Origin of the sequence: Pseudomonas psychrophila, from assembly GCF_001043005.1 — a bacterium.
Taxonomy (GTDB): Bacteria; Pseudomonadota; Gammaproteobacteria; order Pseudomonadales; family Pseudomonadaceae; genus Aquipseudomonas; species Aquipseudomonas psychrophila.
In genome coordinates, this window is sequence record NZ_JYKZ01000001.1 from 871,912 (window position 1) to 888,409 (window position 16,498).

Consider the following 16,498-nt stretch of genomic DNA (forward strand, 5'->3'; position numbering starts at 1 on the left):
GATGTCCTCTCTCAGGATGCAGAGGCAGCGCTTTGCGCTGATTCGTCATCGGCGTTGAGTTCGCGAGCCGCGATAAGGCGCGAACTACGGCGTGTACGGTCATTGACCTGCCCCACCAGCTGCCCGCACGCCGCGTCGATGTCTTCGCCGCGAGTGGTGCGAACGGTCACGTTGTAACCGGCTTGCTGCAGCAGCTCCTGGAAACGGCGAATGGCATTGTTGCTTGGACGCTCATAGCCAGAATGCGGGAACGGGTTAAACGGGATCAGGTTGATCTTGCACGGAGTGTCCTTGAGCAACTCGATCATTTCGCGGGCGTGATCAACATGGTCGTTCACATCCTTGAGCAGGGTGTACTCAACGGTCAGCACACGCTTTTCGCCCAGGGTCGACATATAGCGACGGCAAGACTCAAGCAGCATCTGGAGCGGGTACTTCTTGTTGATCGGCACCAATTGACTGCGCAATTCGTCATTGGGTGCGTGCAGCGACAATGCCAGGGAAACGTCGATGTGCTTGGCCAGCTCATCGATCATCGGCACCACGCCCGAGGTAGACAGGGTCACCCGACGCTTGGAGATGCCATAGCCCAGGTCATCCATCATCAGATGCATGGCGGAGATGACGTTGTCGAAGTTCAGCAGCGGCTCACCCATGCCCATCATCACCACGTTGGTGATGGCGCGGTCGATGGTTGCCGGGACGCTGCCAAAGGATTTGTTGGCAATCCACACCTGGCCAATGACTTCGGCGGCGGTGAGGTTGCTATTGAAGCCTTGCTTGCCTGTGGAGCAAAAACTGCAGTCCAGGGCACAGCCAGCCTGGGACGAAACGCACAATGTGCCACGTTTGCCCGAGGGAATATAAACGGTCTCGACGCAGCTGCCGGACTCTACACGTACCACCCACTTACGGGTGCCGTCGGTAGAAATGTCCTCGCTGACGACTTCAGGTCCACGAACCTCAGCAATGGCCTTGAGCTTGTCGCGCAAGGCCTTGCTGACGTTAGTCATGGCGTCGAAATCATCGACGCCAAAGTGGTGAATCCACTTCATGACCTGACCGGCACGGAAACGCTTCTCCCCGATTGAGTCGAAGAATTTCTCCATTTCCGGCTGAGTCAGTCCCAGCAGGTTGGTTTTGCCAGTCGTTGCAATCATGTCTTCACCCTCACTCACAAGCCAATACTTAGCGAGTGGTTACTTCAGTAGCTGCGAAAAAGTACGAGATTTCACGAGCTGCAGCTGCTTCAGAGTCGGAACCGTGAACAGCGTTAGCGTCGATGGATTCAGCGAAATCAGCACGGATAGTGCCGGCAGCTGCTTCTTTAGGGTTGGTAGCGCCCATCAGCTCACGGTTCAGAGCGATAGCGTTTTCGCCTTCCAGAACCTGAACAACAACAGGACCGGAGATCATGAAAGCAACCAGGTCGCCGAAGAAGCCACGAGCGCTGTGCTCAGCGTAGAAGCCTTCAGCTTCGGCTTTGGACAGTTGCTTCAGTTTGGAAGCTACAACCTTCAGGCCGGCTTTTTCAAAACGAGTGGTGATCTCGCCGATAACGTTTTTTGCAACAGCGTCAGGCTTGATGATGGAGAAAGTGCGTTGAACAGCCATGGTGTAACTCCAGAAACAGTGATTTAAGCGAAAAATTAAACCCGCGAATTATACGCGGGTTCTTGGGTATTTCATAATTACGTCGATTACAAGCTTAGTCGGCTTCTTCGATCCACAAACCCTGAATGGCTTCGAGAACCTTCTCGCCGCCACGATCAGGGATGTCATCGAACTCAGGGAGCGCCATGACCAGATTACGCAGCGTGACGAAATTCACCGAAAGCGGATCGACGTCCGGGTGAGCTTCAGCCAGCTGGATTGCGATTTCCTGCACATCAACCCATTTAAGGCTCATGACAACTCCTTATCAGTGCGGCGCTTCGGCAGCATGGTTGAGCGAATACTTCGGAATCTCGACAGTGATGTCTTCGGTGCCGACACGAGCCTGACAGCTCAGGCGTGAAGTGGCTTCCAGGCCCCAGGCCCTGTCAAGATAGTCTTCCTCCAGTTCGTCAGCTTCGTTCAGCGAGTCAAAACCCTCGCGAATCACGCAGTGACACGTGGTGCAGGCGCAGACGCCACCGCAGGCACTTTCGATTTCGATGTGATTTTCGTGGGCCACTTCGAGAAGGGTCTTGCCGGTCTCAGCCTCTACAACCATACCGTCCGGGCAATGCTCGGCGTGTGGCAGAAAAATGATCTGCGGCATCAGTTATTCCTCGATTTCATTCAGGTTGCGACCCGCCAGGGCGGCCTTGACGGTCAAGTCCATGCGGCGAGCAGCAAAGGCATCAGTCACTTGCGACAGACGCTTGGTCTGCTGCTCGATGGCGTAACCATCGGTGCCTTTTAACAATTCGGACAGTTCCTGCATTTGCAGCTCAATCACCATGCGTTCTTCAGCATCCAGCAAGCGCTCGCCGTCGACTTCAAGGGCCGCTTGCACAGCCTCGATCAGGCGCTGGGCATCTACCTGCTGCTCACGCAACACGCGGGCAACCTTGTCATCGCCGGCGTACTGGAACGAATCCTTGAGCATTTTGGCTATTTCGCCGTCGGTCAGGCCGTACGAGGGCTTGACCTGAATATTGGCTTCAACGCCTGAGCCCAGTTCGCGAGCCGTCACACTGAGCAAACCATCGGCATCCACCTGGAAGGTCACGCGAATTTTCGCAGCACCGGCAACCATCGGCGGAATACCGCGCAGCTCAAAGCGCGCAAGAGAACGGCAATCGCTGATCAGTTCGCGCTCACCCTGCAGCACATGAACCATCATGGCTGTCTGGCCGTCTTTGTAGGTGGTGAAATCCTGAGCACGGGCCACCGGAATCGTGGTGTTGCGCGGAATGACCTTTTCCATCAGCCCACCCATGGTCTCAAGACCCAGGGACAACGGAATCACGTCAAGCAGCAGCAATTCGTCACCGTCACGCTTGTTCCCAGCCAAGGTATCCGCCTGAATCGCTGCACCAATGGCGACCACTTGATCAGGGTCGATATCGGTCAGGGGCTGGCGACCAAACATCTCGGCGACGGCTTCGCGCACACGGGGCACACGGGTAGAACCACCCACCATGACCACTGCCTGAACGTCTTCAACTTCGATATTGGCGTCGCGTACCGCACGGCGGCAAGCCTTCAGGCTGCGCGCAACCATGGGCTCGATCATTGCTTCAAAGGCTTCGCGGGTCAGCTCTGAATGCCAGTCACCGAAGGCAACAGCTACAGAGGACGCATCGGTCAGCGCTTCTTTGGCGGCACAGGCTGCCTGCAACAAGGTGCGCTGCGTGCCCGGATCGAGGTCAGCAGACAAGCCGGCCTGTTCGATCATCCAGCTGGCAATCGCATGATCGAAGTCATCGCCGCCCAGCGCGCTGTCGCCGCCAGTGGCCAATACTTCAAACACACCACCGGTCAGGCGCAAAATCGAAATATCGAACGTGCCCCCGCCCAGGTCGTAGATAGCCACAACGCCTTCTGCAGACTGATCCAGACCGTAAGCCACTGCAGCAGCGGTTGGCTCATTGAGCAAACGCAACACATTGAGGCCAGCCAGTTTGGCAGCATCTTTAGTGGCTTGACGCTGAGCGTCATCGAAATAGGCCGGAACGGTAATCACCGCACCTACCAACTCGCCACCCAGGGTCTTTTCGGCCCGCTCGCGCAGCACTTTGAGGATTTCAGCAGACACTTCCACCGGGCTTTTCGGGCCTTGCACAGTGTCGATGAACGGCATGTGCGACTCACCACCTACAAAGTGGTAAGGCAGTTGCTCACCCAATTGCTTGACGTCGGAAAGACCACGACCCATCAATCGTTTGACCGACAGCACGGTGTTGAAAGGATCGCTGGAAGCAGCCAGACGCGCCGATTCACCTACCTCGACGCGATCAGCGTGATAGCGAACGGCAGACGGCAAAATAACGCTGCCATTTGCGTCAGCCAAAGGCTCGGAAAGACCGCTGCGCAATGCAGCGACCAACGAATTGGTAGTGCCCAAGTCAATCCCCACAGCCAGACGTCGCTGGTGCGGTTGAGGACTTTGGCCGGGTTCGGCGATCTGCAGTAGGGCCATCGTAATCAGGACTTATCTGTAATCAGGCGTGCAACCAGGGAAGCACGGGGTTAATCGTCGAGGCGCTCTTCTAACTGGCGCACTTCGTAAGAGAGCTTGTCGAGGAACTGCATGCGCCGCATCAGGCGTTCGGCCTGTTCGCGTTGCGCAGCGTTGTCCCAACAAGCAGCGAAGCTGTCGTTCAATTCGCTCTGAGCGACTTTCAGTCGACGCTTGAATGCTTCTATACCGGCCATATCGGCGCTGTCATGCAAATCTTCAAGCTCTTCGCGCCACTGCATCTGCTGCATCAGAAACTCGGGATCGTGCACTGTGACTTCCAGCGGCAACTCACCACCCTGCAACGCAAGCAGATAACGCGCACGCTTGGGAGGGTTTTTCAGGGTCTGGTAAGCCTCATTGAGGCTGGCGGACTGCTCCAGCGCCAGACGTTGCTCGCGCTCGGAAGCATCGGCAAATCGATCCGGGTGAACACCGCGCGCCAACTCTCGATAACGCACAGCCAGCTGATCGAGATCAAGATTGAAACTCGGCTGCAGCTCAAACAAAGCAAAATGACAAGGAGTACCCACGACTAGCCTCAGATGTTGAAGCTTTCGCCGCAGCCACATTCACCGCGCACGTTAGGGTTATTGAACTTGAAGCCCTCATTCAGGCCTTCCTTGACGAAGTCCAGCTCGGTACCGTCGAGGTAGGTCAGGCTTTTCGGATCAATGATCACTTTTTCGCCATGGGTTTCGAAGACCTGGTCTTCTTCGCCCACTTCGTCGACAAACTCCAGCACATAGGCAAGACCGGAACAGCCTGTAGTGCGAACACCCAGACGAATCCCCTCACCTTTGCCGCGCCCATCAAGGGAGCGGCGAATGTGTCGAGCTGCCGCTTCTGTCATGCTGATAGCCATCGTGACTCCTTACCTTTTGCCAGTTTCTTCACCTCGCCCGCGCCTTTAACAGGCGCACGCAGCGAGGATCAGATCAAACCTTTCTTCTGCTTGTAATCGCGAACAGCGGCCTTGATGGCGTCTTCAGCGAGTACGGAGCAGTGAATTTTTACCGGCGGCAAAGCCAGTTCTTCGGCCAGCTGAGTGTTCTTGATGGTCTCTGCTTCGTCCAGAGTCTTGCCTTTCATCCACTCGGTTGCCAGGGAGCTGGAAGCGATTGCCGAACCACAACCATAGGTCTTGAACTTGGCATCTTCAATAATGCCCTGCTCGTTAACCTTGATCTGCAAACGCATCACGTCGCCGCATGCCGGGGCGCCGACCATGCCAGTGCCAACATCCGGGTCTTCCGCGTCCATCTTGCCGACGTTGCGCGGGTTCTCGTAGTGGTCAATGACCTTTTCGCTGTAAGCCATGGTACTAATCCTCACTCATCAGAGAGTCGCTCTTGAGACGCTGTAAATGCTGCTGTTCGCTGCGCTTACAGCGTCTACTTTACGGCGACTTAAATTGTTAGTGCGCCGCCCATTCGATTTTCGAAATGTCGATGCCGTCTTTGTACATGTCCCACAGCGGCGACAGGGCGCGCAGCTTGGTAACAGCCTCGCAAACCTTCTGCGCGGCGTAATCGATTTCTTCTTCGGTGGTGAAACGACCGAACGTGAAACGTATCGAGCTGTGTGCCAACTCGTCATTGCGGCCCAGGGCACGCAATACGTAGGACGGCTCAAGGGAAGCGGAAGTACAGGCCGAACCGGACGACACAGCCAGATCCTTGAGCGCCATGATCAGCGACTCGCCTTCAACATAGTTGAAGCTCAGGTTCAGGTTGTGAGGGACGCGGTGGACCATGCTGCCGTTTACGTACAGTTCTTCAAGGTGTTCAACCTGCTTGAAGAAACGGTCGCTCAACGCCTTGATACGGATGTTTTCGGCCGCCATTTCTTCTTTGGCGATCTGGAACGCTTCGCCCATGCCCACGATCTGGTGGGTGGCCAAGGTGCCCGAACGCATGCCACGCTCGTGACCGCCGCCGTGCATGGCAGCTTCAATACGCACACGAGGCTTGCGGCTTACGTACAGCGCGCCAATGCCTTTAGGGCCGTAAGTTTTGTGCGCCGAGAACGACATCATGTCGACTTTCAGCTTGGCCAGGTCGATTTCAACCTTGCCGGTGGACTGTGCAGCATCAACGTGGAACAACACGCCGCGCGAGCGAGTCAGCTCACCAATGGCAGCGATGTCGTTGATGGTGCCGATCTCGTTGTTCACGTGCATGATCGAAACCAGAATGGTGTCGTCGCGCATGGCCGCTTCAACCATGGCAGGAGTGACCAGACCATCGGTACCCGGCTCGATGTAGGTCACTTCAAAGCCTTCACGCTCCAGCTGACGCATGGTGTCGAGAACGGCCTTGTGTTCAATCTTGTCGGTGATCAGGTGCTTGCCTTTGGTGGCATAGAAATGCGCAGCACCCTTGATTGCCAGGTTGTTGGCCTCGGTCGCACCGGAGGTCCAGACAATTTCACGCGGATCAGCATTGACCAGATCAGCAACCTGGCGACGACCGTTCTCGACCGCTTCTTCAGCTTTCCAGCCAAATACGTGGGAACGCGAAGCCGGGTTACCGAAGTTTCCGTCAACCAGCAAGCAATCGCTCATTTTTTGAGCAACACGCGGATCAACCGGGGTGGTGGCTGAGTAATCAAGGTAAATTGGCAATTTCATGGACTATCTCCTAAATCAGGCTGGCTGGCGCACCGTCGTTTTTATGCAGTCACTCGACGGCGGACGCTTCGATCTTATCCAGGTGCGGCGCCTTGCCATTACAGCGGCGCTGATCCTGACGCTGGGCTACCTCTTGTACCTCACGGCGAGTGACAAGATCAGCCAAGCTGATACCGCTGAGAAAATCGTGTATTTGCAAGCTGAGGTCACACCACAGGTGGTGGGTCAGGCAGGTGTCACCGGCATGGCAGTCGCCAAGACCCTGGCAACGCGTTGCGTCGACTGACTCGTTCACGGCATCAATAACCTGAGCCACCTGAATGCTTTGCATCTCGCGTGACAGCTGATAGCCGCCACCCGGGCCACGCACGCTGGAAACCAGGCTGCTGCGGCGCAATTTGGCAAACAGTTGCTCAAGGTAGGAAAGAGAGATGCCTTGGCGCTCGGAAATATCGGCCAGGGACACCGGCCCGTGCTGTGCGTGCAACGCCAAATCGAGCATTGCAGTTACGGCGTAACGGCCTTTTGTAGTCAGTCTCATGGACAGGTACCACGGAATTCGGAATGGAAGCGAGTATGCTATTCCCGACTATTTAAGTCAACTATTAGACCTAGTACTTTAGTCGGGATTACCCGCAAAAGAGCGCGCGCATTGTAGCAGGGTCTGCGACGTAATGGCACATGAAGCATCTAGTGCGGGAGCGAGCCTGATCACGATGGCCGCATCTCGACCGCCCCAAAGATCGCAGCGCCAGCATCGCGAGCAGGCTCGCCCCCACAGCACCCAGAACCTAGACCGCCTTGCTTTCGTCCTTGTCTTTTACACAGGCAAAGTCTTCTTCGCGCAGCTCAGGCAGATCTTTCGCACAGTAAGGACTGCCCAGATCCTTGAGCGCACCGCACATACCATCCAACTTGCCGTCGACCGCCTGCAAGTGATCCAGCAGTTGAGCAATGGCGCGCGCCACCGGATCCGGCATATCTTCACTGACGCCATAGGCATCAAAACCGATCTTCTCGGCCATCGCTTTGCGCTTGGCTTCGGTCTCATCGTCACTTTTGAAAATGATTCGACCCGGAATACCGACAACCGTTGCGCCGGCCGGCACCGCCTTGGTCACTACCGCATTGGAGCCGACTTTCGCCCCCGCTCCCACCGTGAACGGACCCAGCACCTTGGCGCCCGCCCCGACCACAACCCCATCTTCGAGCGTCGGGTGGCGCTTGCCCTTGTTCCAGCTTGTGCCGCCAAGCGTCACACCCTGGTACAGGGTCACGTCATCACCTATTTCCGCGGTTTCACCAATCACAATCCCCATCCCGTGATCGATGAAAAAACGACGCCCGACCTTCGCCCCCGGGTGAATTTCAATTCCGGTCAGCCATCGCCCGAAGTTTGACACCAGGCGGGCCAGCCACTTCCAGCCGGCATGCCACAACAGCGCCGACAAACGATGAATCCAGATCGCATGCATCCCCGGATAGCACGTCAACACCTCGAAAGCATTGCGCGCCGCGGGATCACGATGAAACACACTTTGGATATCTTCACGCAGACGCTCAAACATCATTAATCCTTGCGCTTGAGCAGCTCGCCACGGGCTGCTTTCTGGGTTTCGGTGAGAATGCCACGCAAAATATTCATCTCCGCACGACTGACAGCGCTGCGCCCGTAGAGTCGACGCAGACGAGCCATCAGGTGGCGCGGCTTTTCCGGATCCATGAATTCAATGGCCACCAGGGTTTGCTCAAGGTGCTCGTAAAAGCGCTCCAGCTCGTCCATGGTCGCCAGTTCGCCACTTTTGGTGGACGCCACTTCCTCTTTTTCGATCTTGCTCGGCTGCCCCTGGCTCGCGAGCCAGGCCATGCGAATTTCGTAACTCAGCACCTGCACAGCCGCACCCAGATTCAGAGAGCTGAATTCAGGGTCGGAAGGGATATGCACGTGAAAGTGACAGCGTTGCAACTCTTCATTGGTCAGGCCGGAGTCCTCACGACCAAACACCAACGCGATTTCAGCACCTTGAGCTGCCTCCTCGACCACTTTCTGCCCGCACTCGCGCGGGTCCAGCAGCGGCCAGGGGATACGGCGATCACGAGCACTGGTACCCAGCACCAGATTGCAGCCCACCAAGGCATCCTCTAGGGTCGCGACTACTTGAGCATTTTCGAGAATGTCACCCGCACCTGACGCCCGCGCATCGGCTTCATGGTGTGGAAACAACCTTGGCTCCACCAGAACCAGCCGCGACAACCCCATGTTTTTCATGGCACGCGCAGCACCGCCGATGTTCCCGGGATGGCTGGTATTGACCAGAACGACACGAATATTAGGCAACAAAGGAAGCGCTCACAGGCCAACAAAAGGGAGCAAATCTTACCTAAGCAAAACGCCATAAGCTACGAAAGCTAACGCAAACCTTCATCTCACAAAGTTTTCTGATAGAATATTCGGCTTTCTTTAACAACCTTAGGTGAAACGTCCATGCAGCCCATGCTGAATATCGCGCTGCGCGCCGCCCGCAGCGCCAGTGAATTGATTTTCCGCTCCATCGAGCGCCTGGATACCATCAAGGTTGACGAAAAAGACGCCAAGGATTACGTCTCTGAAGTCGATCGTGCTGCTGAACAGAAAATCATCGACGCCCTGCGCAAGGCCTACCCGACGCACGGCATCCTCGGTGAAGAAACCGGTATGCACCCAGGCAGCGGTGAAGGTGAAGACTACCTGTGGATCATCGACCCACTGGATGGCACCACCAACTTCCTGCGCGGCGTTCCACACTTCGCCGTCAGCATCGCCTGCAAATACCGTGGTCGCCTTGAGCACGCAGTGGTTCTCGACCCGGTTCGCCAGGAAGAATTCACCGCCAGCCGTGGTCGCGGCGCCCAACTCAACGGTCGCCGTCTGCGCGTAAGCGGTCGCACTAGCCTTGAAGGCGCCCTGCTGGGTACCGGCTTCCCGTTCCGCGACAACCAAATGGACAACCTGGAAAACTACCTGGGCATGTTCCGCAGCCTGGTTGGCCAGACTGCCGGTATCCGCCGCGCAGGCGCAGCTAGCCTGGACCTGGCTTACGTTGCAGCCGGTCGTTTTGACGCATTCTGGGAGTCGGGCCTGTCCGAGTGGGACATGGCTGCAGGCGCATTGCTGATTCAAGAAGCAGGCGGCTTGGTCAGCGACTTCACCGGCAGCCACGATTTCCTTGAAAAAGGTCACATCGTTGCCGGTAACACCAAGTGCTTCAAAGCTGTTCTGACTGCAATCCAGCCACACCTGCCGGCTTCGCTGAAACGCTAAGCGAAACCCGCAGACAAAAAAAGCACCCCTCGGGGTGCTTTTTTTTGGCCTGAAAATAGTGCCACTACCAACTGAAAAACCGTTGCAGCTGACGAGTAGTGCCCCCAAGCCCCACACCTATCAATTCAGAATCAGCTTACCTTCTTTATCCACCGCAATTTCATTGCCCGGCTCGTGATCCATCCGCACCTTGCCTTCTTTGCCGTTGAGCGAATAACGCACGTCATACCCGACAACCTTGCTGCTGATGTCATTGACCGTATTACAGCGCGTCTGGGTCGTGGTGTAGGTATCACGCTCCTGCATGCCTTCCTGAACCTTATTGCCGGCGTAACCGCCACCCACCGCACCAGCAACCGTAGCAATCTTCTTACCGGTACCACCACCCACCTGGTTACCCAGCAAACCGCCCGCCACAGCACCGATCACGCTGCCGACGATCTGATGCTGATCCTTGACCGGCGCCTGGCGCGTCACAGTCACATCCTTGCACACCTCACGCGGCGTTTTGACCTGCTGGTTGACTGGCACAACGGCCAGCACCTGCGCAGACTCAGGGCCTTTAACCAAGCTGTAAGTGGCAAAAGCACCACCGGCTGTAACACCGACAGCACCCAGCACAGCACCTACCAGCAATGACTTGTTCACGTGAACCTCCAGACCATCATACGTAGGGACAATCCCACATCAATCCTAGCCTTGGAGCACAAAAAAAGGCGCGAGTTCAATACTCGCGCCTTTTAAGTGACAACCTGCTTATAACCAGAGGTTATGGACGATCGTCGATCTCTTTCTCGCTCGCCACCGGCGGGATCAAGTCTTCCGCACTGAGGTTCAGCCAGATCAGCACCACGTTCGCGATATAAATCGACGAGTAGGTACCCGCCAATACACCCACGAACAGTGCAATCGAGAAGCCCCACAAGTTATCGCCACCGAAGATCAACAGTGCCGCAATCGCCAACAAGGTGGAGATCGAGGTCGCCATGGTGCGCAACAGGGTTTGCGTGGTCGAAATGTTGATGTTATCGATCAGGCTGGCCTTGCGCAGCACCCGGAAGTTCTCGCGAACCCGGTCGAATACCACGATGGTGTCGTTGAGCGAGTAACCGATGATCGCCAGCACCGCCGCCAATACCGTCAGGTCGAAGGTGATCTGGAACCAGGACAGGATACCCATGGTCACGATCACGTCGTGAACCAGAGAGACAATCGCACCGACTGCGAACTTCCACTGAAAGCGGAACGCGAGATAAAGCATGATGCCGCCAAGCGCCATCAGCATGCCGAGGCCGCCCTGGTCACGCAGCTCTTCACCTACTTGCGGCCCAACGAACTCAACGCGCTTGATGACCGCCGGATTAGCCGTATCGGCCTGACCCAGCGCAGCTGCTACCTTGTTACCCAGCAACGGATCGTCGCCAGGCATGCGCACCAACAGGTCGGTGGTCGCACCAAAGCTCTGTACCACAGCGTCATGAAAACCGGCCGAAGCCAGCTCCGTACGCACCTTGGTCAGATCAGCCGGCTTCTCGTAGGTCAGCTCGATAAGCGTACCGCCGGTGAAGTCCAGGCCGTAGTTCATGCCCTTGTGGAACATGCTGAACAAGGCCAGCACGGTAAGCAGCACAGTGACGCCGAACGCAACGTTGCGAACGCCCATGAAATTGATTGTACGTAACATGGCAGCCCCTTAAATCCACAACTTCTTGAAGTCCCGACCGCCATACACCAGGTTAACCAGTGCGCGGGTGACCATAATGGCCGTGAACATCGAGGTAAAGATCCCGAGAGACATGGTCACCGCAAAGCCTTTGACCGGCCCGGTACCCATGGCGAACAGAATCCCGCCGACCAACAGGGTTGTCAGGTTGGAGTCGACAATCGCCGTAAAGGCACGACTGAAGCCTTCATTGATAGCCCGTTGCACGGTCATGCCATTGGCAATCTCTTCACGTATACGCGAGAAGATCAGTACGTTGGCATCGACCGCCATACCCATCGTCAACACGATACCGGCAATACCCGGCAGGGTCAGGGTTGCACCCAGCACCGACATCAGGGCCAGCAGCAAGACCATGTTGCCCGCAAGTGCCACCGTCGCGATCACACCAAAGAAGCGGTAGATGGCGATGATGAAGATGGACACGAACAGCATGCCCCACAGCGATGCATCGATACCCTTGGTGATGTTGTCAGCACCCAGGCTTGGACCAATGGTGCGCTCTTCAGCGAAGTACATTGGCGCCGCCAGACCACCGGCACGCAACAGCAATGCAAGCTCGGAAGCCTCACCCTGGCCATTCAGGCCGGTAATCCGGAACTGACTGCCCAGCGGCGACTGGATGGTCGCCAGACTGATGATTTTTTTCTCTTCCTTGAACGCCTGAACCGGCACGTCCTTCTCGACACCATCAACCACTTTCTTGGTGTAAGTCGTCACCGGCTTCTGCTCGATGAAGATTACCGCCATGCTGCGGCCAACGTTGCTGCGCGTCGAACGGCTCATCAACTCGCCGCCATGACCATCAAGCTTGATGTTCACCTGCGGACGGCCGTGCTCGTCAAAGCCTGCCTGAGCATCGGTCACCTGGTCACCGGTGATGATCAGGCCACGCTCGATTTGCGCGGTCGGACGATTGCCTTCACGGAACTCAAAGGTTTCAGACGTGGCCTTGGACGCACCCGGCTCGGCAGCCAGACGGAACTCAAGGTTGGCCGTCTTACCCAGGATACGCTTGGCTTCGGCAGTATCTTGTACGCCTGGCAGCTCAACCACGATGCGGTTGGCACCCTGACGCTGAACCAAAGGCTCGGCAACACCCAACTCGTTAACCCGGTTACGGACGGTTGTCAGGTTTTGCTTGATGGAATATTCGCGGATTTCCGCCAGCTTGGCCGGGGTCATCGCCAGACGCAGAACCGGCTGGCCGTTAAGGTCTGCAGCGGTAATGTCGAAGTCATTGAAGCTCTTGCGAATCAGGCCACGCGCTTGCTCACGGGTAGCTTCATCAGTGAAGCCCAATTGAATGGCACCGTTGAGTTGCGGCAGGCTGCGATAGCGCACTTTCTCTTTGCGCAGCAAGCTTTTGACATCGCCTTCGTACACTTTCATGCGTGCATCGACCGCTTTGTCCATGTCCACTTCCAACAGGAAGTGCACACCACCCGACAAGTCCAGACCCAGCTTCATTGGGTGAGCACCCAGACTACGCAACCATTGCGGCGTGGTCTGTGCCAGGTTGAGCGCTACGACATAGTCGTCACCCAGAGCCTTGCGTACCACATCCTTGGCTGGCAGCTGGTCGTCTTTCTTGACCAGGCGCAGCAAGCCACCTTTGCCATTCTGTGCCAGAGAGGCGCCTTTGACGGCAATACCTGCATCCGTCAACGCTTTGCTTGCGCGATCCAGATCAGCTTGTGTGACCTGCAGGGCCGTGCTCGCACCAGACACTTGAATGGCCGGATCATCAGGGTACAGATTGGGAGCGGAATAAATAAAACCGATCGCCAGCACCGCCAGGATCAGTAGGTATTTCCACAGAGGGTATTTGTTCAGCATCAATCACGCCGCCCGCTTAAAACGCGGGGCGCCTTGCGCGCCCCGTCGATTGTTAAAAGTTGAAACTTAGATCGCTTTCAGCGTGCCTTTAGGCAACGTGGCTGCAACAGAGCCTTTCTGAATTTTCAACTCGACAGTGTCAGACACTTCGATCACAACAAAAGCGTCAGAAACCTTGACGATCTTGCCGGCGATGCCGCCAGTCGTCACGATCTCGTCGCCTTTTTGCAGGTTACCCAAAAGGGCTTTCTGCTCTTTGGCGCGCTTGGCCTGTGGACGCCAGATCATCAGGTAGAAGATGACCAGGAAGCCGACCAGGAAAATCCATTCAAAACCGCCACCCATAGGGCCAGCAGCGGCAGGTGCAGCAGCGTCCGCGAAAGCGGGAGAGATGAAAAAGCTCATGAAGCACTCCAGTTGCAATATTGTTTCTTAAGGGTCCGAAACTCAGTCCAAAGGCGGCACAGGAAGCCCGCGCTTGGCATAGAAGGCGTCGACAAAGGTGGCCAATGTACCCTGTTGAATAGCCTCGCGCAAACCAGCCATGAGCACCTGATAGTGCCGCAAATTATGGATGGTATTGAGCATGCTCCCCAGCATTTCGCCGCACTTGTCCAGATGATGCAGATAAGCGCGGGAGAAGTTCTGGCAGGTATAGCAATCACAGGTCGGATCCAGCGACGAATCATCATGGCGATGGAACGCATTGCGGATCTTGATGACACCGGTATCAATAAACAGATGCCCATTGCGGGCATTGCGGGTTGGCATCACGCAATCGAACATGTCCACACCGCGGCGCACACCCTCAACGAGATCTTCCGGCTTGCCAACCCCCATAAGGTAACGAGGTTTGTCAGCAGGCATCATCGCAGGCAGGTAATCCAGCACCTTGATCATTTCGTGCTTCGGCTCGCCTACCGACAAACCGCCGATGGCCAGGCCGTCAAAACCGATTTTGTTCAGACCTTCGAGCGAGCGCTCGCGCAAGTTTTGATGCATGCCGCCCTGAACGATACCGAACAGTGCCGCCGTGTTGTCGCCATGGGCATTCTTGGAGCGCTGCGCCCAGCGCAACGACAGCTCCATGGAAACCCGGGCAACCTCTTCATCCGCCGGGTACGGCGTGCACTCGTCAAAAATCATGACCACGTCGGAGCCCAGGTCACGCTGAACCTGCATCGACTCTTCCGGCCCCATGAACACCTTGGCGCCATCTACCGGCGAAGCAAAGGTAACGCCCTCTTCCTTGATCTTGCGCATCGCGCCCAGGCTGAACACCTGGAAACCACCCGAGTCAGTCAGGATCGGACCTTGCCATTTCATGAAGTCGTGCAGATCGCCGTGCTTCTTGATCACTTCAGTGCCAGGACGCAGCCACAAGTGAAAGGTGTTGCCCAGAATCATCTGCGCGCCGGTATCGACGATATCGCGCGGCAACATGCCCTTGACCGTGCCGTAAGTACCGACCGGCATGAATGCCGGGGTTTCAACCACACCACGGGGGAAGGTCAAACGACCGCGACGAGCCTTGCCATCAGTGGCAAGTAGCTCGAAAGACATACGACAGTTGCTCATGCTTGATCCTCAGGGGCCGGGGCAGGAGCCGTCGGCGCAGGATTGCGGGTGATGAACATTGCATCACCGTAACTAAAGAAGCGGTACCCATGCTCAACCGCAGCCTTGTAGGCCGCCATGGTTTCGGGATAACCGGCGAACGCCGAAACCAGCATCAGCAGCGTGGATTCCGGCAAATGGAAATTGGTCACCAGCGCATCGACCACATGAAACGGTCGGCCCGGGAAAATAAAGATATCGGTATCACCACTGAAAGGCTTGAGCACGCCATCACGCGCGGCACTCTCCAGCGAACGCACGCTGGTGGTGCCCACGGCAATTACCCGACCACCGCGTGCGCGGCATGCAGCCACGGCATCGACCACATCCTGGCCCACTTCGAGCCACTCGGTATGCATATGGTGATCTTCAAGACGCTCAACCCGTACCGGCTGGAACGTACCCGCGCCCACGTGCAAGGTCACAAATGCAGTCTCAACGCCCTTGGCCGCAATGGCCTGCATCAGCGGCTCATCAAAGTGCAGGCCAGCGGTTGGCGCGGCTACAGCACCCAGGCGCTGCGCGTAGACCGTTTGATACCGCTCGCGGTCAGAGCCTTCGTCCGGGCGATCGATATAAGGCGGCAATGGCATATGCCCGACACGGTCCAGCAGGGGCAAAACCTCTTCGGTAAAGCCCAGCTCGAACAACGCATCGTGGCGCGCCAGCATCTCGGCTTCGCCGCCACCGTCAATCAGGATTTTCGACCCTGGTTTTGGCGACTTGCTGGAGCGCACATGCGCCAGCACCCGATGACTGTCGAGCACTCGCTCAACCAGAATTTCCAGCTTGCCGCCCGAGGCCTTTTGGCCAAACAAGCGAGCCGGAATCACCCGGGTATTGTTAAACACCATCAAGTCGCCCGGGCGTAAATGCTCAAGCAAATCAGTGAATTGACGATGTGCCAGTGCGCCGCTCTCCCCGTCCAGGGTCAGCAGGCGACTGTTGCGGCGCTCCGCCAAAGGATGGCGTGCGATGAGCGAATCAGGGAGTTCGAAAGTAAAGTCAGCAACGCGCATGATAGGTTTCGTCTAGCAGGGCCGGGGAGTTTAACGGACTTAGTAAAAATAGACCAATAAGTTGTTGACCGACCTAAACCTCATCTCTATACTTCGCCGCCATTGAGCCCTGATGGCGGAATTGGTAGACGCGGCGGATTCAAAATCCGTTTTCGAAAGGAGTGGGAGTTCGAGTCTCCCTCGGGGCACCATCTAGCAG

19 protein-coding genes and 1 tRNA gene are annotated in these 16,498 nt (G+C 56.6%); 2 read left to right on the plus strand and 18 right to left on the minus strand.

Features of this window, described 5'->3' with window-relative positions; genetic code table 11:
- Positions 1-11: 11 nt before the first annotated feature.
- The 12 genes from rlmN to trmJ form a co-directional block, all read right to left on the minus strand.
- Positions 12-1,160, minus strand: coding sequence for a dual-specificity RNA methyltransferase RlmN (rlmN, locus tag TU76_RS04010; protein WP_019823669.1), 1,149 nt, complete (start codon positions 1,158-1,160; stop codon positions 12-14).
- A gap of 28 nt (positions 1,161-1,188) precedes the next feature.
- A complete protein-coding gene (ndk, locus tag TU76_RS04015) occupies positions 1,189-1,614 on the minus strand; it encodes a nucleoside-diphosphate kinase (RefSeq protein WP_003443361.1) in 426 nt (141 codons plus the stop codon).
- A gap of 94 nt (positions 1,615-1,708) precedes the next feature.
- Positions 1,709-1,909, minus strand: a complete 201-nt coding sequence (iscX, locus tag TU76_RS04020; RefSeq protein WP_016779607.1) for a Fe-S cluster assembly protein IscX — start codon at positions 1,907-1,909, stop codon at positions 1,709-1,711.
- Positions 1,910-1,921: 12 nt separating this feature from the next.
- The gene (gene fdx, locus TU76_RS04025) at positions 1,922-2,263 is read right to left on the minus strand and encodes an ISC system 2Fe-2S type ferredoxin (RefSeq protein ID WP_019823675.1); all 342 of its coding nucleotides are present in this window, start codon (positions 2,261-2,263) and stop codon (positions 1,922-1,924) included.
- 3 nt (positions 2,264-2,266) lie between these two features.
- Positions 2,267-4,129, minus strand: a complete 1,863-nt coding sequence (gene hscA, locus TU76_RS04030; RefSeq protein ID WP_019823676.1) for a Fe-S protein assembly chaperone HscA — start codon at positions 4,127-4,129, stop codon at positions 2,267-2,269.
- A gap of 50 nt (positions 4,130-4,179) precedes the next feature.
- Positions 4,180-4,701, minus strand: a complete 522-nt coding sequence (gene hscB, locus TU76_RS04035) for a co-chaperone HscB (RefSeq protein WP_046809958.1) — start codon at positions 4,699-4,701, stop codon at positions 4,180-4,182.
- A gap of 8 nt (positions 4,702-4,709) precedes the next feature.
- Entirely contained in the window at positions 4,710-5,033 is a 324-nt protein-coding gene (iscA, locus tag TU76_RS04040; protein WP_016779604.1) for an iron-sulfur cluster assembly protein IscA, read from the minus strand.
- Between the two features lie 68 nt (positions 5,034-5,101).
- Positions 5,102-5,488 (minus strand): Fe-S cluster assembly scaffold IscU, encoded by a 387-nt coding sequence (iscU, locus tag TU76_RS04045; RefSeq protein WP_003443374.1) that lies wholly within the window; start codon positions 5,486-5,488, stop codon positions 5,102-5,104.
- A gap of 97 nt (positions 5,489-5,585) precedes the next feature.
- Positions 5,586-6,800, minus strand: coding sequence for an IscS subfamily cysteine desulfurase (locus tag TU76_RS04050; RefSeq protein WP_019823684.1), 1,215 nt, complete (start codon positions 6,798-6,800; stop codon positions 5,586-5,588).
- A 49-nt stretch (positions 6,801-6,849) separates the two neighbouring features.
- Entirely contained in the window at positions 6,850-7,341 is a 492-nt protein-coding gene (gene iscR, locus TU76_RS04055; protein ID WP_019823686.1) for a Fe-S cluster assembly transcriptional regulator IscR, read from the minus strand.
- Positions 7,342-7,591: 250 nt separating this feature from the next.
- Positions 7,592-8,368: a serine O-acetyltransferase gene (cysE, locus tag TU76_RS04060; protein ID WP_046809818.1), complete on the minus strand. Its 777-nt coding sequence runs from the start codon at positions 8,366-8,368 to the stop codon at positions 7,592-7,594.
- Positions 8,369-8,370: 2 nt separating this feature from the next.
- Complete coding sequence (gene trmJ / locus TU76_RS04065; RefSeq protein WP_019823690.1) at positions 8,371-9,141, minus strand: tRNA (cytosine(32)/uridine(32)-2'-O)-methyltransferase TrmJ; 771 nt, start codon at positions 9,139-9,141, stop codon at positions 8,371-8,373.
- A gap of 144 nt (positions 9,142-9,285) precedes the next feature.
- Between trmJ and suhB the strand changes: the two genes are divergently transcribed.
- A complete protein-coding gene (gene suhB / locus TU76_RS04070; protein ID WP_019823692.1) occupies positions 9,286-10,101 on the plus strand; it encodes a type III secretion system regulator SuhB in 816 nt (271 codons plus the stop codon).
- 120 nt (positions 10,102-10,221) lie between these two features.
- Here the strand turns inward: suhB and TU76_RS04075 are convergent, their stop codons facing one another.
- From TU76_RS04075 to queA, 6 genes are all read right to left on the minus strand, one after another.
- Positions 10,222-10,749 carry a glycine zipper 2TM domain-containing protein gene (locus tag TU76_RS04075; protein ID WP_019823693.1) on the minus strand — a complete coding sequence of 176 codons (528 nt, stop codon included), beginning with the start codon at positions 10,747-10,749 and terminating at the stop codon, positions 10,222-10,224.
- A 121-nt stretch (positions 10,750-10,870) separates the two neighbouring features.
- Positions 10,871-11,785 (minus strand): protein translocase subunit SecF, encoded by a 915-nt coding sequence (gene secF, locus TU76_RS04080; RefSeq protein ID WP_019823695.1) that lies wholly within the window; start codon positions 11,783-11,785, stop codon positions 10,871-10,873.
- A gap of 9 nt (positions 11,786-11,794) precedes the next feature.
- Positions 11,795-13,663 carry a protein translocase subunit SecD gene (secD, locus tag TU76_RS04085; protein ID WP_019823697.1) on the minus strand — a complete coding sequence of 623 codons (1,869 nt, stop codon included), beginning with the start codon at positions 13,661-13,663 and terminating at the stop codon, positions 11,795-11,797.
- Between the two features lie 66 nt (positions 13,664-13,729).
- Entirely contained in the window at positions 13,730-14,068 is a 339-nt protein-coding gene (gene yajC, locus TU76_RS04090; RefSeq protein ID WP_019823699.1) for a preprotein translocase subunit YajC, read from the minus strand.
- A gap of 42 nt (positions 14,069-14,110) precedes the next feature.
- A complete protein-coding gene (tgt, locus tag TU76_RS04095) occupies positions 14,111-15,226 on the minus strand; it encodes a tRNA guanosine(34) transglycosylase Tgt (RefSeq protein ID WP_019823700.1) in 1,116 nt (371 codons plus the stop codon).
- 11 nt (positions 15,227-15,237) lie between these two features.
- Positions 15,238-16,299: a tRNA preQ1(34) S-adenosylmethionine ribosyltransferase-isomerase QueA gene (queA, locus tag TU76_RS04100; RefSeq protein WP_019823702.1), complete on the minus strand. Its 1,062-nt coding sequence runs from the start codon at positions 16,297-16,299 to the stop codon at positions 15,238-15,240.
- A 106-nt stretch (positions 16,300-16,405) separates the two neighbouring features.
- Here queA and TU76_RS04105 point away from each other — a divergent pair.
- A tRNA-Leu gene (locus tag TU76_RS04105) sits at positions 16,406-16,490 on the plus strand.
- The last annotated feature ends 8 nt before the right edge of the window (positions 16,491-16,498 follow it).